The 25,950-nt window shown below is 66.9% G+C and carries 22 protein-coding genes; 19 read left to right on the plus strand and 3 right to left on the minus strand.

Features of this window, described 5'->3' with window-relative positions; all coding sequences use genetic code 11:
• Positions 1–41: 41 nt before the first annotated feature.
• A complete protein-coding gene (locus tag R1H25_RS18715) occupies positions 42–794 on the minus strand; it encodes a Crp/Fnr family transcriptional regulator (protein WP_049445540.1) in 753 nt (250 codons plus the stop codon).
• A gap of 128 nt (positions 795–922) precedes the next feature.
• On the opposite strand from R1H25_RS18715, the gene hisS reads away from it, so the two are divergent.
• From hisS to cueR, 19 genes are all read left to right on the plus strand, one after another.
• Complete coding sequence (gene hisS, locus R1H25_RS18720; RefSeq protein WP_317224327.1) at positions 923–2,320, plus strand: histidine--tRNA ligase; 1,398 nt, start codon at positions 923–925, stop codon at positions 2,318–2,320.
• A gap of 26 nt (positions 2,321–2,346) precedes the next feature.
• On the plus strand, positions 2,347–2,613 hold the full coding sequence (locus tag R1H25_RS18725; protein WP_234368012.1) for a hypothetical protein: 267 nt from the start codon (positions 2,347–2,349) through the stop codon (positions 2,611–2,613).
• A 492-nt stretch (positions 2,614–3,105) separates the two neighbouring features.
• Positions 3,106–3,414: a YerC/YecD family TrpR-related protein gene (locus R1H25_RS18730; protein WP_317224328.1), complete on the plus strand. Its 309-nt coding sequence runs from the start codon at positions 3,106–3,108 to the stop codon at positions 3,412–3,414.
• A 34-nt stretch (positions 3,415–3,448) separates the two neighbouring features.
• Entirely contained in the window at positions 3,449–4,360 is a 912-nt protein-coding gene (gene hisG, locus R1H25_RS18735; RefSeq protein ID WP_088436200.1) for an ATP phosphoribosyltransferase, read from the plus strand.
• Positions 4,357–5,652, plus strand: a complete 1,296-nt coding sequence (gene hisD / locus R1H25_RS18740) for a histidinol dehydrogenase (RefSeq protein ID WP_317224329.1) — start codon at positions 4,357–4,359, stop codon at positions 5,650–5,652. The genes hisG and hisD overlap by 4 nt, the downstream gene beginning before the upstream one ends.
• Positions 5,649–6,743: a histidinol-phosphate transaminase gene (hisC, locus tag R1H25_RS18745; RefSeq protein ID WP_317224330.1), complete on the plus strand. Its 1,095-nt coding sequence runs from the start codon at positions 5,649–5,651 to the stop codon at positions 6,741–6,743. Before hisD ends, hisC begins: the two co-directional genes overlap by 4 nt.
• Entirely contained in the window at positions 6,740–7,813 is a 1,074-nt protein-coding gene (hisB, locus tag R1H25_RS18750; protein ID WP_317224331.1) for a bifunctional histidinol-phosphatase/imidazoleglycerol-phosphate dehydratase HisB, read from the plus strand. The genes hisC and hisB overlap by 4 nt, the downstream gene beginning before the upstream one ends.
• Positions 7,810–8,412: an imidazole glycerol phosphate synthase subunit HisH gene (gene hisH / locus R1H25_RS18755; protein WP_049445522.1), complete on the plus strand. Its 603-nt coding sequence runs from the start codon at positions 7,810–7,812 to the stop codon at positions 8,410–8,412. Before hisB ends, hisH begins: the two co-directional genes overlap by 4 nt.
• Entirely contained in the window at positions 8,409–9,143 is a 735-nt protein-coding gene (hisA, locus tag R1H25_RS18760; RefSeq protein ID WP_049445520.1) for a 1-(5-phosphoribosyl)-5-[(5-phosphoribosylamino)methylideneamino]imidazole-4-carboxamide isomerase, read from the plus strand. Before hisH ends, hisA begins: the two co-directional genes overlap by 4 nt.
• Positions 9,137–9,913: an imidazole glycerol phosphate synthase subunit HisF gene (gene hisF / locus R1H25_RS18765; protein ID WP_012480036.1), complete on the plus strand. Its 777-nt coding sequence runs from the start codon at positions 9,137–9,139 to the stop codon at positions 9,911–9,913. Before hisA ends, hisF begins: the two co-directional genes overlap by 7 nt.
• A complete protein-coding gene (hisIE, locus tag R1H25_RS18770; RefSeq protein WP_317224332.1) occupies positions 9,903–10,523 on the plus strand; it encodes a bifunctional phosphoribosyl-AMP cyclohydrolase/phosphoribosyl-ATP diphosphatase HisIE in 621 nt (206 codons plus the stop codon). Before hisF ends, hisIE begins: the two co-directional genes overlap by 11 nt.
• A gap of 97 nt (positions 10,524–10,620) precedes the next feature.
• Entirely contained in the window at positions 10,621–12,210 is a 1,590-nt protein-coding gene (locus tag R1H25_RS18775) for a calcineurin-like phosphoesterase family protein (protein ID WP_317224333.1), read from the plus strand.
• A 35-nt stretch (positions 12,211–12,245) separates the two neighbouring features.
• Positions 12,246–12,530: a hypothetical protein gene (locus tag R1H25_RS18780; protein WP_005409434.1), complete on the plus strand. Its 285-nt coding sequence runs from the start codon at positions 12,246–12,248 to the stop codon at positions 12,528–12,530.
• 84 nt (positions 12,531–12,614) lie between these two features.
• Complete coding sequence (locus R1H25_RS18785; protein WP_317224334.1) at positions 12,615–13,637, plus strand: glucokinase; 1,023 nt, start codon at positions 12,615–12,617, stop codon at positions 13,635–13,637.
• A 51-nt stretch (positions 13,638–13,688) separates the two neighbouring features.
• The gene (locus R1H25_RS18790) at positions 13,689–14,687 is read left to right on the plus strand and encodes a N(4)-(beta-N-acetylglucosaminyl)-L-asparaginase (RefSeq protein ID WP_099590043.1); all 999 of its coding nucleotides are present in this window, start codon (positions 13,689–13,691) and stop codon (positions 14,685–14,687) included.
• Positions 14,684–15,421: a copper homeostasis protein CutC gene (locus R1H25_RS18795; protein ID WP_208042964.1), complete on the plus strand. Its 738-nt coding sequence runs from the start codon at positions 14,684–14,686 to the stop codon at positions 15,419–15,421. Before R1H25_RS18790 ends, R1H25_RS18795 begins: the two co-directional genes overlap by 4 nt.
• Before the next feature lie 408 nt (positions 15,422–15,829).
• A complete protein-coding gene (locus tag R1H25_RS18800) occupies positions 15,830–18,787 on the plus strand; it encodes a TonB-dependent siderophore receptor (protein ID WP_099590041.1) in 2,958 nt (985 codons plus the stop codon).
• A 149-nt stretch (positions 18,788–18,936) separates the two neighbouring features.
• The gene (locus R1H25_RS18805) at positions 18,937–21,438 is read left to right on the plus strand and encodes a heavy metal translocating P-type ATPase (protein ID WP_317224335.1); all 2,502 of its coding nucleotides are present in this window, start codon (positions 18,937–18,939) and stop codon (positions 21,436–21,438) included.
• Positions 21,439–21,449: 11 nt separating this feature from the next.
• The gene (gene cueR / locus R1H25_RS18810; protein ID WP_317224336.1) at positions 21,450–21,905 is read left to right on the plus strand and encodes a Cu(I)-responsive transcriptional regulator; all 456 of its coding nucleotides are present in this window, start codon (positions 21,450–21,452) and stop codon (positions 21,903–21,905) included.
• Positions 21,906–21,984: 79 nt separating this feature from the next.
• Here cueR and R1H25_RS18815 read toward each other — a convergent pair whose 3' ends face one another.
• The gene (locus tag R1H25_RS18815) at positions 21,985–22,179 is read right to left on the minus strand and encodes a heavy-metal-associated domain-containing protein (protein WP_049445502.1); all 195 of its coding nucleotides are present in this window, start codon (positions 22,177–22,179) and stop codon (positions 21,985–21,987) included.
• 202 nt (positions 22,180–22,381) lie between these two features.
• Positions 22,382–25,459 carry a TonB-dependent receptor gene (locus R1H25_RS18820; RefSeq protein WP_049445500.1) on the minus strand — a complete coding sequence of 1,026 codons (3,078 nt, stop codon included), beginning with the start codon at positions 25,457–25,459 and terminating at the stop codon, positions 22,382–22,384.
• Positions 25,460–25,950: the final 491 nt, after the last annotated feature.

The raw sequence follows: 25,950 nt of genomic DNA on the forward strand, positions 1-25,950 counted from the left end.
CCGCCCCCCCCCCCCCCCACCCCCCCTAAACCGCAATGCGGTCAGATCAACCCTTCACCGGCCAGCGTGCGCAGCCCGTCCTCGTCGAGGATCTCCACAACGTTCAGGTGCGGCAGGGCGATCAACCCCTGCTGGCGCAGCTTGGTGAAGGTACGGCTGACCGTTTCCATGGTCAGGCCCAGATGATCGGCGATGTCGCCACGACCCATCGGCAGCGACACGCGCAGGCCGTCGCCGCCCAGCTTGGCCTCGCGTGCGGCCAGGCGCAGCAGGAAATCGGCCAGCTTCTCGGCCGGCTGCAGGCGTGCGAGCGCCAGCGCGGCATCCTGTGCGGCATCCAGTTCCTGGCAGGCGCGCTGCAGCAGCTTGCGCTCCAGATGCGGGAAGCGGCTGCGAAGCGCCTTCATCTGCGGCAGTGCGACGCGGCACACGCGGCTGTCGGCAATCGCCTCGATGTCGTAACGATGGTGGTCGCTGCCGCTCAGGCCCAGATAGTCGCCAGGCAGCACGAAGCCGTTGATCTGGCGGCGACCATCCGCCAGGGTGCGCACCAGGCGCAGTGCGCCGGCGGTCAATGTATAGACATGCTGGCGTTCCTCGCCGGTGCGGGCCAGCGTGCTGCCCATGCTGACCTGCTGCGAGACCGTGACTTGTTCCAGCGCCTGCACTTCATCGGGCGACAACGCCGAGCACACCGCAAGGTGGCGAACCGAGCAGTGCAGGCAGTCCAGCGTGATGCAGGACGGCGCGGCGGGATCGTTGGTGGCGGGCGGAGCGCCGGAAGGCCGTGACATGTTGCGGGGGGCGTATCGCGGGCGGGGGAGGGCCTTATGATACTTCAAGCGGCCGTTCGACCCTGCCCGAGGCGGGGGCGCTAGAATGTTGCCCCCTCCCACGTCCCGTTCCAGCAGGAGTTCCGCCCGTGATCAAGCCCCGTACCCCGCCCGGCACCCTTGAGCTGCTGCCGCGCGAGCAGATTGCGTTCCAGCGCATGCTGGACGTCATCCGCCGCAACTACGAGCGCTTCGGGTTCCTGCCGGTGGAGACGCCGGTGTTCGAGCTGTCCGATGTGTTGTTGACCAAGTCCGGTGGCGAGACCGAGCGCCAGGTGTATTTCGTGCAGTCCACCGGCGCGCTGGCCAACGCGGCCGAGTCGGGCGACCGTTCGCTGCCGGAAATGGCGCTGCGCTTCGACCTGACCGTGCCGCTGGCACGCTACGTGGCCGAGCACGAACACGAACTGACCTTCCCGTTCCGCCGCTACCAGATGCAGCGCGTGTATCGCGGCGAGCGCGCCCAGCGCGGTCGCTTCCGCGAGTTCTACCAGTGCGACATCGACGTGATCGGCAAGGACAGCCTGAGCGTGCGATACGACGCCGAAGTGCTGGCGGTCATCCACGCCGTGTTCTCGGAACTGCGCATCGGTGACTTCAGCATCCAGCTGAACAACCGCAAGCTGATGCGCGGCTTCTTCGAAAGCCTGGGCGTGGCCGAAGGTGAGCGCCAGCTGGCGGTGCTGCGCGAAGTGGACAAGCTGGACAAGCGCGGCGCCGATTACGTGCGCGAGACGCTGGTGGGCGAGGGCTTCAACATTCCGGCCGAACAGGTCGAGAAGATCCTGGCGTTCGTGGCCGTGCGTTCGCAGGGGCATGCCGATGCGCTGGCGCAGCTGGCCACGCTGGAAGCCGACGCTGGTTCTTCGGAGATCCTGCGTACCGGTGTTGCTGAACTGCGCGAAGTGCTGCAGCTGGTGCAGGCGCTGGGCGTGCCGGAAACCGCGTATTGCCTGAACTTCTCCATTGCGCGCGGCCTGGACTACTACACCGGCACCGTCTACGAGACCACGCTGACCGACCACCCGCAGATCGGCTCGATCTGCTCGGGCGGCCGCTACGAAGACCTGGCCAGCCACTACAGCAAGTCGAAGCTGCCGGGCGTGGGCATCTCCATCGGCCTGTCGCGCCTGTTCTGGCAGTTGCGCGAAGCCGGCCTGATCGATGGCATCGAAGCCAGCAGCGTGCAGGCGCTGGTGGCCCTGATGGACGAGCAGGGCATGCCGCAGTCGCTGGACATCGCGCGCCGCCTGCGCGCCGGTGGCATCAACACCGAAGTGCAGATGGAGCCGAAGAAGATCGGCAAGCAGTTCCAGTATGCGGCCAAGGCCGGCATCCGCTTCGTGGTGCTGGCCGGTGAAGACGAGCTGGCGCGCGGCGTGGTGGCGGTGAAGGACCTGCTGCGCGAGCAGCAGTTCGAAGTCTCCCGTGACGAGCTGGCCAGCACCCTGCAGGTGGAGCTGGAGCAGTCCAGGGCGATGGCGTGACACGGGCCGCCGCAGGGGTGCTGAGCGTGCTCCTGCTGGCGGGCTGCCAGAGCGACCCGGTGCTGCGCAGTGCGCGGATCGGTCCGGCGCAGTACCGGCTGCAGGTTGATCGCTGCCACGTGATCGACCGCGCGCAGCTGGAGGGTGACCTGCAGGCCCTGGCCTCGCGCAGGTGTCCAGCGGGTGTGGGGTCACTGGAGAACATCCAGCCCCAACCGAGCCGGCAGGGCAGCCTGTTCGGTGAATGCCTGCGCCGCGGAGCGCTGCAGGCCGAGGTGCGCTGCCTGCCCTGAGTCGGGCCAGGTTGTTGATTTGAAAGCAGAACGCCCGCCTTTCGGTGGGCGTTTTGCGTTTGTGGACAACAGCAGTCGAGCATGGCTCGACTCTACAAAAGCCGGTTCCGATCCGATCCATGCTGTTCTGACAGCCCGCGGCCAACTGTCGAAGGCGGGGTGGGTCCGGTGGCAGGGGTGTGAGCGGCATGGGCCCGAGGCATGCCTCGGGCGGGTTGGGCAGGATGCCCAACCCCGGTCTTGCCGTGTGCGCAGGACAGCGCACACGAGCAAGCGGCGACCAAGCCCCCATGGACGGGTTTACGGCGTCCCCTGCCACCGGACCCTCCCCGCCAACGCTCAGGAGACCAGCTTTTTGCTGTGGCTCTGGCTCTTGCCTCTGCGGGTGGAGGGCGGCCGCCCTGCCGTACCCCCAACCCACGATTTGACGCACTGCGCAAGAATGCGCTAATGTACTAACGCGCTATTACATTGATGCATGGAACCGACCCCGTGAAAGCCCGCCCCGAAATTGCCGCCAAAGACCCGAAGGCCGACCTGGACGCCCTCGCCGAAGCCTTTGCTGCTCTGCGCGAGCCGGAGCAGGTGGTCGCCTTCCTGCGCGACCTGTGCACGCCGGCCGAACTGGAAGCCATGGCCGACCGCTGGAAGGTGGTGCCGCTGCTGCAGCAGAGCGTGCCGTACCGCGAGATCCACGAGCGCACCGGCGTCAGCGTGACCACCACCGGACGGGTGGCGCGAACGCTCGAGCATGGCCATCGAGGCTATGCCGCCGCCATCGACCGCCTTGCTTCGCGCTGATCCGCGCCCCGTTCCGAACTTCGAGACCTCCCCCATGAGTGCAACCCAGGCAGCGCCGGCACGAGACCGGCTGCGTATCGCCATCCAGAAGAGTGGCCGCTTGGCCGAGCCCGCCCGCAACCTGCTCAGCGCCTGTGGCCTGAGCTGGCGCGAAAGCCGCGACAAATTGTTCTGCTACGGCGAGTCGCTTCCGGTGGACCTGTTGCTGGTGCGCGACGACGACATCCCCGGCCTGATCGCCGACGGCGTCTGCGACCTCGGCATCGTCGGTCGCAACGAGCTGGACGAGCAGGCCGCGGCACGTCGCCAGGTCGGCCTGCCGGATGCCTACCAGGCGCTGCGCGGGCTGGGCTTCGGCCAGTGCCGGCTGATGCTGGCGGTGCCCGAGGAGTGGCAGTGGCAGGGGCCGGCGCAGCTGGCCGGCACCCGCATCGCCACCAGCTACCCGGCCATCCTCAAGCAGTGGCTGGCCGAGCAGGGTGTGGATGCACAGGTGGTCGAGCTGTCCGGTTCGGTGGAAATCGCCCCGCGACTGGGTACCGCCGACCTGATCTGCGACCTGGTCTCCAGCGGCGCCACCCTGCGTGCCAACCAGTTGACCCCGGTGCACAACCTGCTCGACAGCGAGGCGGTGCTGGCCGGTGCGGTGCGCGTGCCGGATGATGCGCGTGCATCGCTGCGCGCGATGCTGCTGCGCCGCCTCGATGGCGTGGTACAGCGGCAGGACCGCAAGCTGCTGATGTTCCGCGCCAGCGAGGATCGCGTCGACGCGCTGTCGCAGCTGCTGGCCGATGCCGAGCCGCTGGTGCGGCTGCCGGCCGATGGCGGCGCGCTGCGCCTGCAGACCATGTGCCCCGGCCCGCTGAGCTGGCAGCGCATGGAAGAACTCGAGCGCGCTGGCGCGCAGGGCCTGATGGTGTTGAGCGTGGAGCGGTCGCTGGCATGAACCGTCTGATCTGGTCCCGACTTGATGAGGCCGCGCGCAGCGCGGCACTGACCCGTCCGGTGCAGACCGTGGCGCAGCAGACCCGCGACGCGGTGGCGACGCTGATTGCACAGGTGCGCACACAGGGCGACGACGCGCTGCGCGCGATCACCGCACGCTTCGATGGTGTCGAGCTGTCGTCCTTTGAAGTGAGCGAAGCCGAGTTTGCCGCGGCCGAAGCTGCGGTGCCGGCTGAGTTGCGCCAAGCCATGGTGGAAGCTGCCGAACGCATCGCGCGTTTCCACGCCGCTGGCATGGGCACGGGCTATGCGGTGGAAACCGCCCCGGGCGTGGTCTGCGAGCGCATGCTGCGCCCGATCGGCCGGGTGGGCCTGTATGTGCCGGCGGGCAGCGCACCGCTGCCGTCCACCGCGCTGATGCTGGGTGTTCCCGCACGGCTGGCCGGCTGCCCGCAGGTGGTGCTGTGTACGCCGCCACGCGCCGACGGCACGGCCGATCCGGCGGTGCTGGTGGCCGCGCGGTTGACCGGGGTGCAGCGCGTGTTCAAGCTGGGCGGTGCCCAGGCCATCGCCGCGATGGCCTACGGCACGGCCAGCATTCCGGCCTGTGACAAGCTGTTCGGGCCCGGCAACAGCTTCGTCACCGAAGCCAAGCAGCAGGTCGCACAGGATGGCGCGGCCGCCATCGACATGCCGGCGGGCCCCTCCGAAGTGCTGGTGATTGCCGATGCCGGCGCCAATCCGGCGTTCGTCGCCGCCGACCTGCTGTCGCAGGCCGAGCACGGTCCGGATTCTCAGGTTCTGCTGCTGACCGACGATGCCGCGATGCTGGCGGCGGTCGAGGCCGAAGTGGAGCGCCAGGTGGCCTTGCTGCCGCGCCAGCAGATCGCACGCCAGGCGCTGTCGGCCTCGCGGCTGATCCAGGTCGATTCGTTGGACGAAGCCTTCGCGATCAGCAACCGTTATGCGCCCGAGCACCTGATCCTGGCGCTGCGTGATCCGCGTGCGTGGCTGGAAAAGGTGCAGGCGGCCGGCTCGGTGTTCCTGGGTGATTACACCCCCGAGGCACTGGGCGACTACTGCAGCGGCACCAACCACGTGCTGCCTACCGCCGGTGCCGCACGTGCCTACAGCGGTGTCAGCGTGGCCAGCTTCCAGAACCTGATCAGCGTGCAGACCGCCAGCGCCGCCGGCCTGGCAGCGATCGGCGGCTGCGCGCGCATCATCGCCAGCGCCGAAGGCCTGGATGCACATGAACGTGCGGTCGCAGTGCGCATGGAGGTGGCTGCATGAGCGCGGCTATCGATGATGTGCTGGCACTGGTGCGTCCGGATCTGCGGGCGTTCGCCGGCTACAGCTCGGCGCGCAGTGCGGCGGTGCAGGGCGAGGTCTGGTTGAACGCCAATGAGTCGGCCTGGGCCAATCCGGCTGATGTGACGGGCAACAGCCGGCGCTATCCGGAACCGCAGCCGTTGGCGTTGCGTGAGGGCCTGGCGGCGCTGTACGGCGTGACGCCGCCGCAGCTGCTGGTCGGCCGCGGCAGCGACGAAGCCATTGATCTGCTGGTGCGCGCCCTGTGCGTGCCGGGCCGCGATGCCGTGCTGGTCACGCCGCCGGTGTTCGGCATGTATGCGGTCTGCGCGCGCCTGCAGGGCGCCGCATTGATTGAAGTGCCCCTGGTGGGCAGCGAGGACGGCCTGCGCGCTGATCTGGATGCGGTGATCGACACCGCCAAGGCGCGCAATGCCAAGCTGGTGTTCCTGTGCGCACCGTCGAACCCGGCCGGCAGTGATATCGCCCTGGACGAGGTCGAACGGGTGGCGGTTGCGTTGCGCGGGCAGGCACTGGTGGTGGTGGACGAGGCCTATGTCGAGTACGCGCAGCGTGCGTCGGCGACCACGTTGCTGGCCGCGCACGCCAATCTGGCAGTGCTGCGCACGTTGTCGAAGGCGCACGCACTTGCGGCCGCGCGCATCGGCACCCTGATCGCCGCGCCGGAACTGATTGCCGTACTGCGCCGTTGCCAGGCGCCGTACCCGGTGCCGACCCCGTGCGCCGAGCTGGCCGTGCAGGCGCTGCAGCCGGCCGCACTGGCACGTACCGCCGAGCGCGTGGCGACGGTCATCGCCGAGCGCGAACGCCTGTTCGCTGCGCTGCCGGGCCTGCCTGGCGTGCGCCGGGTGTATGCCTCGGCCGGCAACTACCTGCTGGTCCGGTTCACTGATGCGCAGGCAGCGTTCGACACCTTGCTGGATGCCAGCGTGGTGGTACGCGACCAGCGCGCCGCGCCGCAGCTGGGTGATGCACTGCGCATCAGTATCGGCAGCCCCGAAGAGAATGACCGCGTGCTTGCGGCCCTGTCGGCGCGGAGGGCCGCAGCATGACCCCGATCCTGTTCATCGACCGCGACGGTACCCTCATCGAGGAGCCGTCCGACTTCCAGATCGACGCCTACGAAAAGCTGCGCTTCGTGCCGCAGGTGATCCCGGCGCTGCTGAAGCTGCGCGACGCCGGCTATCAGTTCGTGATCGTCACCAATCAGGATGGCCTCGGCGGCGACAGCTACCCGCGCGACAGCTTCGATGGCCCCAACAACCTGATGCTGCAGATCTTCAAAAGCCAGGGCATCACTTTCCGTGACGTGCTGATCGACTGCAGCTGGCCGCAGGACAACGCGCCGACCCGCAAGCCGGGCATCGGTCTAATGACCGCCTACCTGCAGGACCGCAGCATCGACTGGGCGCGCTCGGGCATGGTCGGTGACCGCATCACCGACCTGCAGTTCGCTGACAACCTCAACATCCGAGGCTTCCAGCTGCGCACCGAACAGTTCGGAGGCGAGTGGGACTGGCCGGGCATCGCCCATGTGCTGGCCGATGCGCCGCGTACCGCAGTGGTCCAGCGCAACACGAAAGAGACGAAGATCCGCGTCGAACTGGATCTGGACCGCGCCGGTGATGCGCGCATCGCCACCGGACTGCCGTTCTTCGACCACATGCTGGAACAGATCGGCAAGCACGGCGGGTTCGCGCTGGACATCCAGGCCGACGGCGACCTGCACATCGACGAGCACCACACCGTCGAGGACACCGGCCTCGCATTGGGCCAGGCGCTGCGCGAGGCGCTGGGCGACAAGCGCGGCATCGGCCGCTACGGCTTCACCCTGCCGATGGACGAGGCGCTGGCCAGCGCTGCGCTGGACTTCAGTGGCCGCCCGTACTTCGTGTTCGAGGGCGAGTTCAAGCGCGAGCGCGTGGGCGATATGCCGACCGAACTGGTGCCGCACTTCTTCCGTTCGCTGTGCGACGCCAGCGGGTTGAACCTCAACCTGCAGGTACGCGGCGACAACGATCACCACAAGGTGGAAGCCTGCTTCAAGGCTTTGGCCCGCGCACTGCGTCCGGCGCTGGCCCGCCAGGGCACGGCGCTGCCTTCCACCAAGGGGGCGCTGTGAGCGACGTTGCGCTGATCGATGCCGGCGGCGCCAACCTGGGCTCGGTGCGCTACGCATTGGAGCGCCTGGGTGCGACGGTGCGGCTGGTGCGCGATGCGGATGGGCTGACCGGTGCGCAGCGGGTGATCCTGCCCGGCGTCGGCGCTGCCGGTCCCGGCATGCAGCGCCTGCATGCGCAGGGCCTGGTGGAGCCGTTGCAGCGGCTGGAGGTGCCGCTGATGGGTATCTGCCTCGGCATGCAGCTGCTGTTCGAACGCTCCGAGGAAGCGGGCGTGGAGACACTGGGGCTGATTCCCGGGGTGGTGCGCAAGCTGGTGCCGGCCTGTGGCATCCGCGTGCCGCACATGGGCTGGAATCGCCTGCTGCCGCTGCGCGAATCGCTGTTGCTGCAAGGCGTGCCGGAACGCGCCAGCGCCTACTTCGTGCACAGCTATGCGGCGCCGCTCAATACCCACACCGTCGCTGCCTGCGACCACGGTGGCCTGTTCACCGCCGTGGTGGAGCAGGGGCGCTACTACGGCGCACAGTTCCATCCGGAGCGCTCCGGCGAGACCGGCTCGCTGATGCTGCGCAACTTCCTCGAGGGCACTGCTGCATGAGTTTCATCGTCTACCCCGCGCTGGATATCCGCGACGGCCGCGTGGTGCGGCTGCGCCAGGGCGACTATGCGCAGGAAACCTCCTATGGCGACGATCCGTTGCCGCGCGCGCAGGCCTTTGCCGCGCAGGGTGCGCAGTGGATGCATCTGGTCGACCTGGACGCTGCGCGCGCCGGTGGCTACACGCTCGCGCCGCTGCTGGCGGATATCCGCGGGCAGACGCCATTGCGGGTGCAGACCGGTGGCGGCGTGCGCGGTCGTGATGATGTGTCGCGCATTCTCGATGCTGGTGCCAACCGCGTGGTGGTGGGTTCGCTGGCGGTGCGCCGCCCCGATGAAGTGGTCGGCTGGCTGGAGGAATTCGGCGCCGAGCGCATCACGATTGCGCTGGACGCTCGCCAGGACGCACAGGGGCAGTGGCAGCTGCCGGTGCACGGCTGGACCGAGAACGCCGGGGTGACCCTGGATGACCTGGCCCGGCGCTACGCGCGCGCCGGCATGCGCCATCTGCTGTGTACCGACATCGCCCGCGACGGCATGCTGGCCGGGCCCAACATCAGTCTCTACCAGCACCTGTCGGCGCTGCTGCCGGGCGTGGCGGTGCAGGCCTCCGGCGGCATCCGCGACGTGGCCGATGTGGCCGAAGCGCGACGTGTGGGCTGCGGCGGCGCGATCCTCGGCAAGGCGCTGCTGGAGCAGCGCATGGACCTGGCGGAGGCCCTGGCATGTTGAGCCGTCGCATCATTCCGTGCCTGGATGTGCGCGATGGTCGCGTGGTCAAGGGTGTGCGCTTCCGCGACCATGTCGACATGGGCGACATCGCCGAGCTGGCGCAGCGCTACCGCGACCAGGGTGCCGACGAGCTGGTGTTCTATGACATCGGCGCCAGCCCCGAGGCGCGCTCGGTGGACGTCGCCTGGATCGAGCGCATCGCGCGGCTGATCGACATTCCGTTCTGCGTGGCCGGTGGCATCGACAGCGTGGAAACCGCACGCCGCGTGCTGTTCGCCGGTGCCGACAAGGTGTCGATCAACTCGCCCGCGTTGGGCCGTCCCGAACTGATCACCGAACTGGCCGACGAGTTCGGCGTGCAGTGCGTGGTGGTCGGTGTCGATTCGGTACGCGAGACCGATGGCCAGTGGCGGGTGCGCCGTTTCAGTGGCGACCCGGACAAGACCCAGGCGGTGCCGCTGCGCACGCTGGACTGGATCGTCGAAGCGCAGCGCCGTGGCGCCGGCGAAATCGTGTTGAACTGCATGGACAGCGACGGCGTGCGCCGTGGCTACGACGTCGTGCAGCTGCAGCAGGCGCGGGCACTCTGCCAGGTGCCGCTGATCGCTTCCGGTGGCGCCGGTGCGATGGAGCACTTCGCCGAGGCCTTCGACCAGGCCGATGTGGATGGCGCGCTGGCGGCCAGTGTGTTCCACAGCGGTGCCATCGCCATTCCGGAATTGAAGCGCTACCTGCGCGGACAGCAGATCGAGGTGCGGGATGTCTATTGAAGTCAGGCCGTCGTTGGACGCATTGCAGGCACTTGACTGGGCCAAGGGTGACGGCCTGCTGCCGGCGGTGGTGCAGGATGCCGATACCCTGCAGGTGCTGATGCTGGGCTATGTCAGTGCTGAATCGCTGGCGGCCACCCTGGCGATCGGCCACATGACGTTCTTCAGCCGCAGCAAGCAGCGGTTGTGGACCAAGGGCGAGCAGTCCGGCAACGTGCTGGTGGTGCAGTCGATCAGTGTCGATTGCGATGCCGACACGCTGCTGGTGATGGCACGGCCGGCCGGGCCGACCTGTCACACCGGTGCGGAGAGCTGCTTCGATGGCGCGCCGAAGGACTTCCTGGGCGGGCTGGGCCAACTGGTAGCGATGCGCGAGGCGCAGCGACCACCGGCCAGCTACACCACGAGCCTGTTCGAGGGTGGTATCCGCCGCATCGCGCAGAAGGTGGGCGAGGAGGGCGTGGAGACCGCATTGGCCGCCGTGGCGCAGGATGATGAGGCGTTGCTGGGCGAGGCGTCGGACCTGTTGTTCCACCTGCTGGTGCTGCTGCGCGCGCGCGGGCTGTCGCTGGAGGATGCGCGGGCGGTGCTGGAAAAGCGCCATCGTTGAGGGAGGCGTGGGACCAATGGGCCGCACCTGCCTCTGCAATGCAGCCGAGCGTGGCTCGGCTCTACAATAGGCGGTCTTCTTCTTTCCCGGACCGCCCATGAAACTGCCTGCCGCCTGGCTGTGCTGCCTGTTGCTGACCTCGCCGGCCTGGGCCGCGGACACCGTGGTCAGCGGCAAGGTCTATCTGGAGCGTGACGGACGGCCGGGGCGCGGCGCGACCGATCCGGGCCTGGCCGGGGTGCAGGTTTCCAACGGCGAGACCATCGTCAAGACGGCTGCAGACGGCAGCTACAGCTTGCCAGTGCGCGACGGCCAGACCGTATTCGTGATCAAGCCCGACGCCTACGCCTTCCCGAAGGCGACCGACGGCCTGCCGTCGTTCTGGCGCCACTACCGCCCGAACGGCTCGCCGGCGCTGAAGTACGGCGGCATCGCCGCCACCAGCGATGTCACCCGCAACTGGGATTTCGCTCTGCAGTCTGACCGCCATGACAGCCGCCGTGGTTTCCAGATGCTGGTGTTCACCGACTCGCAGACCGCCAGCCTGAAGGACATCGGCTACTACCAGCAGTCGATCGTGGCGCCTCTGGTCGGCCAGACCAGGGCGCGCATGGGCACCACCCTCGGTGACATCGTCAACGATGACCTGACCCTGTATCCGGCGATCAACAAGGTCACCACCGAACTTGGCGTGCCGTGGTTCCATGTGCCGGGCAACCACGACCTCGATTTCGATGCCGCCAGCGATGAGCACTCGCTGGACAGCTGGCGCAACATCTACGGCCCGGACACCTACGCGGTGGAAGAGGGCGGCGCCAGTTTCGTGTTCCTCGACGATGTGGTGTACGACCCCAAGGCCAGGCCGAAGTACGTCGGCGGCCTGCGCGAAGACCAGTTCGCCTTCCTCGCCGGCTACCTGAAGGGGCTGCACAAGGATCGCCTGCTGGTGCTGGGCATGCACATCCCGCTGTTCGACGCGGCGCCGGGGCGCGAGACCTTCCGGCATGCCGATCGCCAGCGCCTGTTCGACCTGTTGAAGGACTTCCGCAACCTGCTGGTGCTCAGCGGCCACAGCCACACCCAGCAGCACGTCTACCACGGCAAGGCCGAGGGCTGGAACGGCGAAAAGCCGCTGCACGAGTACAACGTGGGTGCCAACTGCGGTGCGTTCTGGTCGGGGGTGAAGGACGCCGCCGGCGTGCCGGACAGCACCATGAGCGATGGCACCCCGAAGGGCTATGCGTTGCTCGATGTGGCCGGCAATGGCAGCTACAAACTGCAGTACCGCGTGGCCGGCAAACCGGCCAGCGAGCAGATCGGCCTGCATGCGCCGAAGGTGCTGCGCCAGGGGGCCTACCCGGCGTGGGGCATCTATGCCAACGTCTACATGGGTGAGGATGCCAGCGTGGTCGAGTACCGCGTCGATGGTGGTGCCTGGCAGCCGATGAAGCAGGTCAGCCAACCCGATCCGCGCCTGATGGTGGAGAACGTGGCCGACGATCTTGCAGTCAGCCTGCGTGGCTACGACCGTTCGCCGGAGGCGACCGCGTCGCCGCACCTGTGGCGTGGCGCGCTGCCGACCGATCTGGTCGTGGGCAGCCACAAGGTCGAAGTACGCTCCACCCAGCCCGATGGCGCAGTGTTCACTGCCACCACCAGCTACAGCCTGCAGACTGCCCAGCCCTGACACGCCGCAAGGCTTCTCCAGCGAAAGGACCCCGCATGGATATCCGCTTCATGGCCGGCACCACGCCGGTGACCCTCAGCCGCCACTGGTTCACCGGCGCGATGCTGCTGCAGAGCGCCACCGAGAAGGTCTGGGTGCAGCATCCGCTGCATCCCGGCACCCACTTCTCGTTCTCGCTGGTACAGTCGTGGCTGCGCCACATTGCTGGCCATGAAGTGCTGGTAGAACGCACCCGGCCGCTGCTGTTCGCCGGCTTCCGCCCGCAGCGCCTGCGCGTGCTGGTGGACGGCGTGCAGGTGGCCGAACAGGAAGGCATGTAGGCCAACCTGAACCACCGGCGTGCTAGGCAAAGCCGCCCCGATGCCTGAGAATCGGGGCGATTCAATCGATCCAAGCAGGCCAGCGTGACCATCGCAGCAGCGTCCCCGGTTTCCTCCGACTCCGCCCGCGGCGGTCTTCCGCGCCATCTGGTCGTCGCCGATGTCGGCGGCACCTTCGCCCGTTTGGCGCTGGCTGAAACCCAACCCGGCCAGGCGCCGCTGCTGGGCAGCCATCGCACCTACGCCTGCGCCGAGCACCCCAGCCTGGCGGCGATCCTGGCCGATTTCACCGCAGGCCTTGGCCAGCCGGTGCAGACCGCGGTGGTGGCCATTGCCGGCCTGCTCGATGGCGATGTGCTGATCAATTCCAACCTGCCATGGACGGTCTCGCTGTCGGCCACCCGCGCGCAGTCCGGGTTGGGCGAACTGCAGCTGATCAACGATTTCGAGGCGGTGGCGCTGGCCATCCCGTACCTGCAGCCGGAAACCCTGGTGCCTTTGAACGGCGACGCCGATCCGGCGCAGGCGTTCCCGGCACTGGTGCTGGGCGCCGGCACCGGCCTGGGCGCCGCGCTGCGCTTTGCCGATGGCGAGCGCCCGGTGCTGGCCAGCGAGATCGGCCATGCCGCGCTCGGCGCCGGCAACACGCTGGAACTGCAGGTGCTGGGCAAGCTGCTGCAGCGCTGGGCGCACGTGGACAACGAGCGCGTGCTGTCCGGTAGTGGCCTGATGAACCTGTACCCGTGCCTGTGCGAGCTGCGCGGTGCCACCCCGGTGTGGACCAGCACCGAAGCGTTGATCGGTGCCGCGCGCAGCGGTGAAGACGCGCTGGCGGTGGAAACGCTGCAGGTGTTCTGTGCCTGGCTGGGCAGTCTGGCCGGCGACGCCGCCATCGCCGTCGGTGCACGTTCGGTGTACCTGGCCGGTGGCATTTCCGCGCATGTGCAGGATTTCCTGGCCGATGGCCGCTTCCGCGAGCGCTTCCTCAACAAGGGCGTGCTGACCGAGGTGCTCCGCCAGGTACCGGTGTGGCGCGTGGAACATGGCCAGCTGGGCGTGCTCGGTGCAGCGGTCTGGCACGCCGCACGACAGCCCACGCACGACTGATCGGCACGGCCGGCATCGCGCCGGCCGCACATTGCAGACTGGGAGGGGAAGATGGTGGATCGCAGGCAGTTCCTGCAGGCCGGCGCACTGGCCGCTGGCATCGCAGCATTACCGGGCGTGCAGGCGCGCACGCAGGGTGGGGCCAAAGTGGTCTCGACCTGGGACTTCGGCGTGCCGGCCAACCAGGCCGCATGGAAGGTGCTGGCCCAGGGCGGCAGCGCGCTGGATGCGGTGGAAGCAGGCGCACGCTGGGCCGAGAGCGAGCTGTGCAACCCCACCGTCGGCCATTGTGGCAATCCGGATCGCGACGGCGTGCTGAGCCTGGACGCGAGCATCATGGATGGTGATGGCCGTTGCGGTGCAGTGGCCGCGCTGGTCGACATCCTGCATCCGGTGTCGGTGGCCCGCAAAGTAATGGAAAACAGCCCGCACGTGCTGCTGGTGGGCGACGGCGCGCAGCAGTTCGCGGTGCAGCAGGGCTTCGAGCGCAAGCACCTGCTGACGCCGCAGGCCGAAGCGGCCTGGCGCGAGTGGCTGAAGACCGAGAAGTACCAGCCGCAGATCAATGCCGAGCGCCGTGGTATTCCCGGCAACAGCGACAACCACGACACCATCGGCATGCTGGCGCTGGATGCCAAGGGCCATCTGGCCGGTGCCTGCACCACCAGCGGGATGGCCTGGAAACTGCACGGCCGGGTTGGCGACAGCCCGATCATCGGTGCCGGCCTGTATGTCGACAACGACGTGGGTGCGGCCACCGCGTCGGGCGTGGGTGAGGAGATGATCCGCAACGCCGCTTCGTTCCTGGTGGTCGAGCTGATGCGCCAGGGGCGCTCGCCGGCGCAGGCCTGCCGCGAAGCCATCGACCGCGTGGTGCGCAAGCGCCCCGAAGCGAGCAAGACACTGCAGGTCTGCTTCCTGGCCATGAACAAGCAGGGCGAGGTGGGTGCCTACGCGTTGCATCGCGGCTTCGTCTACGCCGTGTGCGATGGACAGCGCCAGGATGACCTGCGCGACTCGCCGTCGATCTACACGAGCACCCAAACGTGAGCACGCGGCTCACTCTGGAAATCGCCAGCAACTCGCTGGCCTCGGCGCTGGCCGCCCAGGCCGGCGGTGCCGACCGCATCGAGCTGTTCGACAACCTGGCCGAGGGCGGCACCACGCCGTCGTTCGCCAGCATCGCGATGGCCCGCGAGCGCCTGTCGATTCCGCTGTTCGTGCTGGTGCGGCCACGCCCGGGCGACTTCCACTACGACGCGCTGGAAACCGAACTGATGCTGCGTGACATCGCGCAGTGCCGCGCGCTCGGCTGCGATGGCGTGGTGATCGGTGCGCTGGATGTGCAGGGCGGTATCGACCTGGCGCTGTGCCGTGAACTGGTGCAGGCCGCCGGGCCGTTGCAGGTGACCTTCCATCGCGCCTTTGATGCGGCCCGCGACCTGCCAGCAGCACTGGAACAGGTGATCGGACTGGGCTGCCAGCGCGTGCTGACCTCGGGCGGCCAGGTCAGCGCCGAGGCCGGTGCCGATATGCTGACGGGTCTGGTCACACAAGCGGCGGGGCGCATCAGTGTGATGGCCGGCGCGGGGCTGGGCCCAGCCAATATCGCCGTCGTCGCACGGCGGAGCGGCTGTACCGAACTGCACGCCTCGGCCAAGGGCCTGCGCCGCTCGGCGATGCAGTTCCAGAACCCGGCCTTGCGAGGGCTGGACCCGGACTGGAGCCAGACCGCCACCGCCACTGTGGCCGCGCTGCGGCAGGCGCTGGACGGCGCGCAGTAACCCGCTTCTTCTGTAGAGCCGAGCCCTCGCTCGGCTGCTCTTTGCGACGAACAACAGCAGCCGAGCACAGGCTCGGCTCTACAACGACCCGCTACCGGCCGAACGCGACCACGCGGACAAATCCGTTCCGCGCGCGGTTGTCGTGATCGTGTCACTACTTCGTGCGCCGTTCTCTCAGCGATGTTTCGCAACCCTTTGATTGTTCTGGATGCCGGCAGCCGATAGCGGCATTCCCTCGGGTGTTGCTGCGTTGCCGCATGCCGGGTGTGATTCAGCTGTGCTTTAGTTTGGATCGATCCACAGGAGGGGGGCGCCGCGTCGGTCCTGAACCGATCCAGGTGCCCGGATCAGCCGTAGTGCCGCGCCACCACCCGTCCGTGCGTCCACACTTTCGAAGAGCAACCACCCATGGCTCAGTCCGTTCGCAAGCGCCGTCACCTGCTGTCCCAGGCCCTGATCCTCGCCCTCTTGCCGCTGGCTGCCAGTGCACAGGAAGCTGCCAGTGCGTCCACCAAGGATCTGGACGCAGTCACCGTCACCGGTTCACGCATCAAGCGCGCCGCCGTCGAAGGCCCGGCACCGGTCAACGTGATCACCGCTGCGCAGATCCAGAAAGAAGGCTTTGTCAGCGTGTACGACGCGCTGAAGACCCTCACCGAGGCCACCGGCACTGTTGAAGCCGCTTCGCAGTGGGGCTCGCATACGCCCAATGCCAGCGGCCTGAACCTGCGCGGGATGGGCCCGAACCGCTCGCTGCTGCTGGTCAACGGCCGTCGCGTGGCGGACTACCCGCTGCCGTATGGCGGTGAAACCAACTTCTCCAACTACGGCAACATTCCGGCCGCGGCGGTGGAGCGCATCGAAGTGCTGACCGGTGGCGCCTCGGCCATCTATGGTTCGGATGCGATTGCCGGCGTGGTCAACGTCATCCTGAAAACCAACTACGACGGCGACGAAGTGCGCGTGCGTGGTGGTACCTCCACCGAGGGTGGCCGCGATACCTGGGACTTGTCCTGGGCCGGCGGCAAGACCGGCGACAACTGGAGCGTGACCTACGCGCTGCAGTACACCAAGCGTGATCCGCTGTTCGGGCGTGATCGTCCGCAGATGGACGACGCCGATGATGCACCGTATCCGTCCTGGAACATGGAGCAACGCAAGGTCGGCTTCCGACCCACCGCTGGTCTGGCGCTGATCGATCCGACCACGGGCCAGCGTCTGGCACCGCCCACCGGCACCTGCGAGAAGTTCAACGGCGAGTACTACACCGCTGATCGACTGGTCTACAACTACGCCGCCAACACCATCACCAACACCGGCCGCCTGTGCGGTATGAGCGCCGACTACGCCAACTGGCTGCTCACCGGCGGTGCCGAGAACGTGTCCGGCAACCTGTATGCCACCTTCGACTTCAGCAACGACCTGCAGGCCTGGACCAACCTGGCGGTGTACCGCTCCGAAGCGATCTGGGGCACCAATCCGCCCAGCGTGTCGCTGATCGACGATGACAACGGCTACTACTGGGATGCCAACCGCAACCGTCCGATCCTGGGCGTGCGCCAGTTCACCCCGAACGAGGTGGGCGGCCTGGATACGCTGCGCAATACCAACCGCGAACTGTCCTGGGATTGGAGCGCGGGCCTGCGAGGGCGCTTGGCCGACCGCTTCGACTGGAGCGCCACGGTGGGGCGTTCCTACTACCGCGTGGAAGAGCGGCAGAACGTGGTCGACAAGCAGAAGTCGTACGACTACTTCCTCGGCCCGAAGCTGGGTACCACGGCCGATGGCGAGGCGATCTACGCCTTGAACGAATCGCGCTGGTGGAACCCGCTCACGCCGGACGAGTACTGGCAGATGGGCACGGTGGCGAAGAACCGTGCGTCCTCATGGGTCAACCAGGCCTCGGCGGATATCACCGGCGAACTGTTCCAGGGCTGGGCCGGCCCGATCTCGTTCGCCGCGGTAGCTGAAGTCGCGCAGCAGGGTTATCACCTCAGCCCCGACCCTCGCGCCGGCATCGACTTTGACCTGCAGAACGTCGATCGCGGTGGCGGCGAGCGCACCCGCTATTCGGCCGGCGTCGAGTTCAAGATCCCGCTGCTGGACAGCGTGACCGCCACTGCGGCCGCGCGCTATGACCGCTATGGCAACTACAAGGCCGACGACAGCAGCGAAGCGCTGGACATCGGCAGCCAGAAGGAAACCACCTGGAACGTCGGTCTGGAATGGCGCCCGGTCGAATCGCTGCTGGTGCGTGGCTCGTACGCCACCAGCTTCCATGCGCCGGACATGCATTACCTGCTGGGTCAGCCGAGCAGTTCGGAAGTGCAGACCTATGACCGCCTGCGCTGCATCCAGAGTGGCGCGTACCTGGTCAACAACTGCGGCGTGGGCAACACCGATGTCTGGTACACGTTCGACGTGAACCGCCGTGGCACGCCGCTGCTGCGCTCGGAAACCGGCGATTCGTGGACGGTCGGTTTCGTCTGGGACGTGATGCCGAACCTGTCGGTCAGTGCCGACTACTGGGCGATCAAGCTGGAAGACATGATCGTCGACGTCGGCGCCGATGAGGTGCTGGCCAGCGAGGCCGGTTGCCTGACCGGCAAGAACATCGATGGCACGCCATGGGCCAACCCGGCCGGTGGCGAGTACTGCGCCGGCATCCTGGCCCGCGTGAACCGTGACAGCAACGGCCGCCTGGTATCGATCGAGCGCGGCCCGTTCAACCTGGCCAGCCGGGAAGTGCGCGGCATCGATCTGACCGCACGCTATCGCCTGGAAACCGCGCAGTGGGGCAGCTTCCAGCTGGGTGTGAACTACACCAACCAGATCTCCACCAAGGAACAGCGCTACGCCAACGACCCGAACCCGGAACGCCGCGACCGCGACCTGCGCAGCAAGCTGCGCGCGAGCCTGGCCTGGCAGCGCGGCAACTGGAACGCCAATGTCTATGCCGACCGCGTGGGCTCGGTGCCGGGCGTGCGCTACCACTGGGGCACCGACCGCCTGGATAACCCCGGTGGCTGCCTGCCGTTCGCCGATGGCTACGTGCCCAGCGACAGCCCGTCGCTGAACTGCCTGGAGCCGGCGACACGTCCGGATGGCTCGCCGAACCCGAACCCGAATGCAGGCCAGCAGACTGCGCGCTATTTCGGCCGGGTCGGGCCGTTCATCACCTGGAACTTCAACGTGGGCTACCAGGTGACCGAACACGCCAAGGTAAACGTGTACGTCAACAACGCCTTCAACTCCGCCAGCTGGAACCACAAGGACCCGTACAAGCTGGACTACGACTTCGCCCCGACCCGGTTGCTGGGCGCGGTCGGCCGCGAGTTCGCATTGGAGTATGTGTTCACTTTCTGAGGAGACCTATCTCTGGCGGTAGACCCGCGCCATGCGTGGACGTCGACGCCGGGTGCCCATTCAGGAAATGCGGACAGGCTGGATTTGACCTTCCCACGATGGCAAGGTTTAGCCTGTCCGCATCCAGAAGGAATCCCGGGAATCCAATCATGAGCACGCCGCGCGCCGCTGCTGTCTCCGCCAGCCCCTCCACCATCAGTCTGCCCATCGAGGGCATGACCTGCGCCAGCTGTGTGGGCCGGGTCGAGGCGGCACTGTCCAAGGTCGAAGGTGTGGGCAGTGTTTCGGTCAATCTGGCCACCGAGCGCGCGGATATTCGTCCGTCCGGTCCGGTCGATCGGGCCGCGTTGATCCAGGCGGTGGAGCGGGTGGGCTACGACGTGCCCCCCGCCACCGTTGAACTGGCCGTGGAAGGTATGACCTGCGCCTCCTGCGTGGGCCGCGTGGAGCGCGCGCTGCTGGCGGTGCCAGGCGTGAGCCAGGCCAGCGTGAACCTGGCCACGGAGCGTGCGACCGTGCGCGGCGTGGCTGATACGGCCGCCTTGGTTGCGGCCATCGACAAGGTCGGCTACGCCGCACACCCGATCGAGGCCGGCGTGCAGTCCGATGAGGAGGCCGCAGAAAAGAAGGATGCCGAGCGCGCTGAGCTGAAGCGCGACCTGATCGTGGCGTCCGCGCTGGCGCTGCCGGTGTTCGTGCTGGAGATGGGTTCGCACCTGATTCCCGGCATGCACGAATGGGTGATGGCCCACATCGGCATGCAGACCAGCTGGTATCTGCAGTTCGCACTGACCCTCCTGGTGCTGGCCATCCCCGGTCGTCGTTTCTACCAGAAGGGCTTCCCGGCGCTGCTGCGGTTGGCGCCGGACATGAATTCGCTGGTGGCGGTGGGCACCGCCGCAGCGTTCGGTTATTCGGTGGTGGCGACCTTTGCACCGCGGCTGCTGCCGCCGGGCACGGTGAACGTCTACTACGAAGCGGCCGCGGTGATCGTTGCGCTGATCCTGCTCGGCCGCTTCCTCGAAGCGCGCGCCAAGGGCCGCACCTCGGAGGCGATCAAGCGTCTGGTCAACCTGCAGGCCAAGGTCGCCCACGTGATCCGTGACGGCCGCACCGTCGATATCCCGGTCAATGAAGTGCAGAGCGGCGACGTGGTGGAAGTGCGGCCAGGCGAGCGTGTGCCGGTCGATGGCGAGGTGGTTGAAGGCCGCAGCTACATCGACGAATCGATGATCAGTGGCGAGCCGATCCCGGTTGAGAAGCAGCCGGGCAGCAGCGTGGTGGGCGGTACGGTCAACCAGAAGGGCGCACTGACGGTACGTGCGACGGCGGTGGGCGCGCAGACCATGCTGGCGCAGATCATCCGCATGGTCGAACAGGCGCAGGGCTCGAAGCTGCCGATCCAGGCGGTGGTTGACAAGGTCACGCTGTGGTTCGTGCCGGCAGTGATGCTGGCCGCGCTGGCGACCTTCGCAGTCTGGCTGATCTTCGGCCCGTCGCCAGCCCTGAGCTTCGCGCTGGTCAACGCGGTAGCGGTGCTGATCATTGCCTGCCCCTGCGCGATGGGGCTGGCCACGCCGACCTCGATCATGGTCGGTACCGGCCGCGGCGCCGAAATGGGCGTGCTGTTCCGCAAGGGCGAAGCACTGCAGCTGCTGAAGGACGCGAAGGTGGTGGCGGTGGACAAGACCGGCACGCTGACCGAAGGCCGCCCGCGCTTGACCGACTTCGAGATCACGGACGGTTTCAATCGCAGCACCGTGCTGGCGGCGGTTGCCGCAGTGGAATCGCGCTCTGAACATCCGATCGCCCGCGCCATCGTCGATGCAGCCACTGAACAGGGCATTGCACTGCCGTCGATGGTCGATTTCGAATCGGTCACCGGCATGGGCGTGCGTGCCAGCGTTGATGGTGCGCGGGTGGAGGTCGGTGCCGATCGCTTCATGCGCGATCTGGGCGTGGACATCACTTTGTTTGCGACGCTGGCGGCAGAGCTGGGCACCCAGGGCAAGTCGCCGCTATATGCCGCCATTGACGGTCGCCTGGCAGCAATCATCGCGGTATCCGATCCGATCAAGCCGAGCACGTCGGCCGCAATCGCGGCACTGCATCAGCTCGGACTGAAGGTGGCGATGATCACCGGCGACAATGCCGGTACCGCGCAGGCGATCGCGCGGCAGCTCGGCATCGATGAGGTCGTGGCCGAAGTGCTGCCTGAAGGCAAGGTCGAAGCGGTGCGCCGCCTGAAGGCCATGCATGGCCACGTCGCCTTCGTCGGCGACGGCATCAACGATGCGCCGGCACTGGCTGAAGCCGATGTCGGCCTGGCGATCGGAACCGGTACCGATATCGCAGTGGAATCGGCCGATGTGGTGCTGATGTCGGGCAACCTGCAAGGCGTGCCGAATGCCATTGCGTTGTCGAAGGCGACGCTGGGCAACATCCGGCAGAACCTGTTCTGGGCCTTCGCCTACAACACCGCGTTGATTCCGGTAGCGGCCGGCGTGCTGTACCCGGTCTGGGGCGTGCTGCTGTCGCCGGTGTTCGCGGCCGGTGCGATGGCCCTGTCCAGCGTGTTCGTGCTGGGCAACGCGCTGCGCCTGCGTCGCTTCCAGCCGCCGATGGCGGATGCCACCGCGGCCACCCACTGAAGGAGATCCGCATGAACATCGGTGAAGCTGCCAAGGCCTCCAGCGTGTCGGCGAAGATGATCCGCTACTACGAACAGATCGGCCTGATTCCCGCCGCTGATAGAACCGAGTCGGGCTACCGGGCGTATTCGCAGGCGGACATCCACCGTCTGCGCTTCATTCGCCGCGCGCGCGATCTCGGCTTCCAGGTGGCCGAGATCACTGATCTTCTCGGCCTCTGGAATGACACCTCGCGGCACAGCGCCGACGTCAAGCACCTGGCCGAGCAGCACATCGCCGATCTGGAGCAACGCATCGAGCACATGCGGCAGATGGCCGACACGCTGAAGTCGCTGATCAGCTGCTGCGCGGGCGATGAGCGCCCGGAGTGCCCGATCCTGCAGCGGCTGGGGGAGGGCGATGAGGCGCCGGCGCCGTTCGATGCCGCGAAGACCGGTGCGGTGCGGCGGCGTACGCACAAGCATTGACTCGATATCGCATGCATTGAAAAGCCCGCCGGATGCAGCAGCACCGGGCGGGCTTTTCAGTGTGAGACAGGGCAGGGGATCAGGCCGTGCGCGGCGGGAAACCTGCGTCGTTCAGCGCTGCCACGATCTGCGCTTCGCTGGCCGAGGTCTGTACCTGCACGCGACGGCTGGCGGGGTCAGCCTGCACGCTGGCCTGCGGGTCCACGCCTTCAATCGCCTTGGTCACGCTGCGCGCGCAGCCGCCGCAGGTCATGCCTTCAACATGGAATTCCATCTGTAGCTCCTTCGGTGCTCTTGGGGTGGAGTCAGTGTGCACCTTCCAACGATGGCAGGGTCAAGCGCCGGGCTGAACGACAGGCAAGGCGCCGGCAAAAAAACGGCAGCCACCTGTACCAGCGTGGCTGCCGTGGAGGAACGTCCCCGCCAGGGCGGGGCGTGGGTTGCACCGGGGCGCGCCCGGGCAACCCGGTGTTGCCTTAGAACTTCCAGGTAGCGCCGAAGTACAGCTGGCGGCCTGCATAAGTATTGGAGATCAGGCGTGCCTTGGTGTCGCTGCCCAGGTGCACGCGCTGCTCGGACTTGGTGGCATTGATCACCGAGGCGGTCAGCGTCCAGTCCGGGGTCAGGTTGTAGGCCACGTTCAGATCCAGCTGGTCATACGGCTCGGTGTAGACGGTGAGGCCATTGTTGAGCCCGCCGACTACCTGCCCGCGACGGTTGAACGAGGCGCGTGCGAGGAACTTCTCGTTCTCGTAGAAGACCGTCACGTTGGCCTGGTTCTTGGCGCTGCCGACCAGCGGCGAGGAGCCGATTTCCTGCCCGTCCAGAACAATGGAAGCCAGGTTGGTGTCGTTGTAGGTGTAGTTGGCCTGCACGCCAAAGCCGAAACCGAACGTGTACTGGCCATACAGCTCGACGCCCTGCGACACACCATCGCGGCCATTGGCCTGGGTCTCGTAGCGCTGCACGTTCACCGCTTCGCCGTTGATGACCATCGGCGTGTCGCGCACCACCGGCAGGGTGAAGTTGTCCACGTTCTTGCGGAACAGGCCGACGCCGGCCACCGCGCCCGGCTGGAAGTACCACTCCAGGCCCAGGTCGAACTGGGTGGCCTTGAACGGCTCCAGCTGCTTGTTGCTGCCCTGGCCGACCCAGCCTGCCGTCGATGCGCCGCCGGCAACGCGGCGATCATTGACGTACTCCTCGCTGTAGTAGCTCAGTGCGCCCGGTGCTGCGATGTCGGTGTAGCCAGGGCGGGCGATCACCTTCGATGCGGCACCACGCAGCACCAGCGTGTCGGTGATGTCCCATGCAATGTTGAAACTCGGCAGCACGTCGGTGTAGGTGCGGTCCACGCCGATCAGGCTGTAGGTCTTGCTCTGCGCCAGGTCATGCGGCAGGCGCACGAAGCCGCTCTCGCAGCTGTAGGTCGGGTAGGCCGCAGCGGCGGGGTCGGTGCACGCCATCGGCGCGCCGGACGCGTTGTCCAGGAAGTAGTCGTTGAACTTCTCGATCGAGTCGGAAGACTGCGCGAACTGCTTGGTGCGCACCACGCGCACGCCGACATTGCCGCGCACGCGCTCGGTGCGGAAGTTGGCCTGGAAGTAGCCGGAGTAGATCTTCTCGTTGACGTTGTAGACGAAGTCTTCCTCGGTACGGTTGTGCGAACCACCGTAGGTCTTGTTCAGATAGTCGATGTACGCCGGGTAGTTGATGCCCGGGAACACGTTGGCATTGAAGCCACCGGCAATGTTGCTGATCGGATTGGACAGGAAGAAGCCGGGCTGCGCATCGCCGGCAGTCGGATCGCAGCCACTCTGGTAGCGGCTGTTGTCATAGTCGGCCGGGTCACGGCCGGGGCACACCCAGTAGGTGTTGCCGGTGTTGCGGTGGACCTTGCCGTCACGGTACTTGGCACCGAACTGGATCGAATCCAGCCAACCGGACTCAAACAGCTTGGTCACGTCGGCCTGGAAGTAGTTCTGCTTGACCTCGGTGCGCTTCCACGACGAATCGGTCGAGCCGGTGTCGACTTCGGCGATGCCGTTCATCAACTGCTGCTGCAGGTCGGGCGAGAAGGTGGCAGACGGCGTGCCAGTCAGGTCCCATGCGCTGTACTGGTTACCGGACAGGTAGTCGTTGCCGACCTTGCGGCGCGGCTTGGCCGACATGCGGAAGTTCATCGACGGACCACCTTCGGACCAGGTGCGGCCACCGGTGAACGAGGCCTTCCACAGCGGGCTGATGTCCCAGTCGATGGTCAGGTCGGCGGTCTGCGACAGCGCCTTTTCCTTGCTGTAGCCACCGGTCAGCTGCGGTGTCGGAATCGTGCAGTCGTCCGGGCCCCAGCCGCCGGGCTTGAGGCCGGCGGCCTTGGCCTGGTCTTCGCTGCAGTAGTAGGTCTTTCCAGCCAGCTTTTCGAACTGGGCACCGGTGACGGTGTTGCCGCTGGCATCGAAGTCCAGGCCATTGAGCAGGCGGCCTCCGGCCCAGTTGCCGTCCTGGTTGTAGCGCGCCATGCTCCATTCCGGAATCTTCAGCATGTTCTGGGTGTAGTCACCCTGCAGCTCGAAGCGGAAGTAGTTGGCGGTCATCGTGACGTTGTCGACCGGCTTGAACTGGAAGGTCAGCTGGCCGCCCTTGCGCTCGCGCTTTTCTTCTTTCACCGCGAAGTTGACCGAGGTCGGCATGAAGAAGTCGCTGTAGTTGCCGCCGGTCTGGTTGTTGAAACCGGACTTGCCCCACCAGTAGTGGATGCCATCCTGCTGCTGCACGTTGCCATAGGCGTCGCGTGCCCTGCCGGCGCCGTACCACTGGTAGTCCTCGGTGCTGGCTTCCATGGTGCGGGTGGTGCGCTTCTGCTGGGTCACGCCGACCAGCACGCCGAAACGCTCATCCTTGCTGTGCCACGAATACAGGGCCGAGGCCTGCGGGTCGATATCGTGGTGGGTATCGGAAGAGGTGCCCTCGAGCGTGACGAAGCCCGAGTTGGACTCCATGTCCAGCGGACGACGGGTGTGCAGGATGACCGTGCCGCCGATGCCGCCTTCGTCGATGCGTGCTTCCGGCGACTTGAACAGCTCGGCGCTGGACAGCATGTTCGACGGCAGCAGGGTGTAGTTGAACGAACGGGTGGCTTCGTCGTTGGTTTCCGACGTGGCCACGTAGTTGCCATTCAACTGGGTCAGGGTCAGGTCCGGCGCAAGGCCGCGCACGCTGACACTCTTGCCTTCACCACCGCTGCGGGTGATGACCACGCCGGGCACGCGCTGCAGTGCGTCGGCCACGTTCTTGTCGGGGAACTTGCCGACGTCCTCGGCGGTGATCACTTCGACAACGGCGTTGGCGTCGCGCTTCTGCTCAAGGCTCTTTTCGATGGCGTAGCGGTAGCCGGTGACCTGGACGCTGTCCAGGTTGGTGGCGTCCTGCGAGCCGGTGGTGGTTGCCTGCTGCGCGGCGGCGCCGGCCGGAGCGACGGCGGCGGCCAGGGCCAGCGCGACGGCCAACGACAATGCGTCCTGGCCATGCGTACGTGTTGAATGCTTCATTCCCATCTCTCCCTCTCTCCTGGATTGATCCGGTGACGTGGCACGGACAACTTGAATCGATCTAATTTGAAGTGACATTGTCGCTATCGCCATGCAGTGGCAGTTGCACCGTGCACGTGGCCTGGTACGTCCTGTTGCCGCTCCCCCAACTCCCGGCCATCGCAGCGTCGTCTTGGATCGATCTAAGCGATGGGCGGGCGTTTTTTAGCATGGGTCGCCCGCGGGCGCATGCTGCTCCGCAATATGGTACTGGCGTGGCGAAGGGATGACGGTTTGCTGAAAACAGTGAAATCGTTTTCGTGCGCAGGGGAGGGGAGGCGGCAGGGCTGCGCCCTGCACCTGCGGTAGTGCCGGCCGCTGGCCGGCAACAGCCAAAGCCAAAGCCAACGCCAAAGCCAAAGCGGCTCCGGGTTGTCTGTGGGTTGGGCGGGGCGGTGTCGGATTGCGGGGACGCCGTAAACCCGTCCTTGGGGGCTTGGCCGCGGCATCCATGCCGC

Origin of the sequence: Stenotrophomonas veracruzanensis (genome assembly GCF_032911525.1) — a bacterium.
Classification (GTDB): Bacteria; Pseudomonadota; Gammaproteobacteria; order Xanthomonadales; family Xanthomonadaceae; genus Stenotrophomonas; species Stenotrophomonas africana.

Bases quoted from the DNA above. Each gene is read 5' to 3' on its own strand.
- R1H25_RS18715 (WP_049445540.1), bottom strand. From the start codon at position 794: ATGTCACGGCCTTCCGGCGCTCCGCCCGCCACCAACGATCCCGCCGCG.
- hisG (WP_088436200.1), top strand. From the start codon at position 3,449: ATGAGTGCAACCCAGGCAGCGCCGGCACGAGACCGGCTGCGTATCGCC.
- hisD (WP_317224329.1), top strand. From the start codon at position 4,357: ATGAACCGTCTGATCTGGTCCCGACTTGATGAGGCCGCGCGCAGCGCG.
- hisC (WP_317224330.1), top strand. From the start codon at position 5,649: ATGAGCGCGGCTATCGATGATGTGCTGGCACTGGTGCGTCCGGATCTG.
- hisB (WP_317224331.1), top strand. From the start codon at position 6,740: ATGACCCCGATCCTGTTCATCGACCGCGACGGTACCCTCATCGAGGAG.
- hisA (WP_049445520.1), top strand. From the start codon at position 8,409: ATGAGTTTCATCGTCTACCCCGCGCTGGATATCCGCGACGGCCGCGTG.
- hisF (WP_012480036.1), top strand. From the start codon at position 9,137: ATGTTGAGCCGTCGCATCATTCCGTGCCTGGATGTGCGCGATGGTCGC.
- hisIE (WP_317224332.1), top strand. From the start codon at position 9,903: ATGTCTATTGAAGTCAGGCCGTCGTTGGACGCATTGCAGGCACTTGAC.
- R1H25_RS18775 (WP_317224333.1), top strand. From the start codon at position 10,621: ATGAAACTGCCTGCCGCCTGGCTGTGCTGCCTGTTGCTGACCTCGCCG.
- R1H25_RS18780 (WP_005409434.1), top strand. From the start codon at position 12,246: ATGGATATCCGCTTCATGGCCGGCACCACGCCGGTGACCCTCAGCCGC.
- R1H25_RS18790 (WP_099590043.1), top strand. From the start codon at position 13,689: ATGGTGGATCGCAGGCAGTTCCTGCAGGCCGGCGCACTGGCCGCTGGC.
- R1H25_RS18800 (WP_099590041.1), top strand. From the start codon at position 15,830: ATGGCTCAGTCCGTTCGCAAGCGCCGTCACCTGCTGTCCCAGGCCCTG.
- R1H25_RS18805 (WP_317224335.1), top strand. From the start codon at position 18,937: ATGAGCACGCCGCGCGCCGCTGCTGTCTCCGCCAGCCCCTCCACCATC.
- cueR (WP_317224336.1), top strand. From the start codon at position 21,450: ATGAACATCGGTGAAGCTGCCAAGGCCTCCAGCGTGTCGGCGAAGATG.
- R1H25_RS18815 (WP_049445502.1), bottom strand. From the start codon at position 22,179: ATGGAATTCCATGTTGAAGGCATGACCTGCGGCGGCTGCGCGCGCAGC.
- R1H25_RS18820 (WP_049445500.1), bottom strand. From the start codon at position 25,459: ATGGGAATGAAGCATTCAACACGTACGCATGGCCAGGACGCATTGTCG.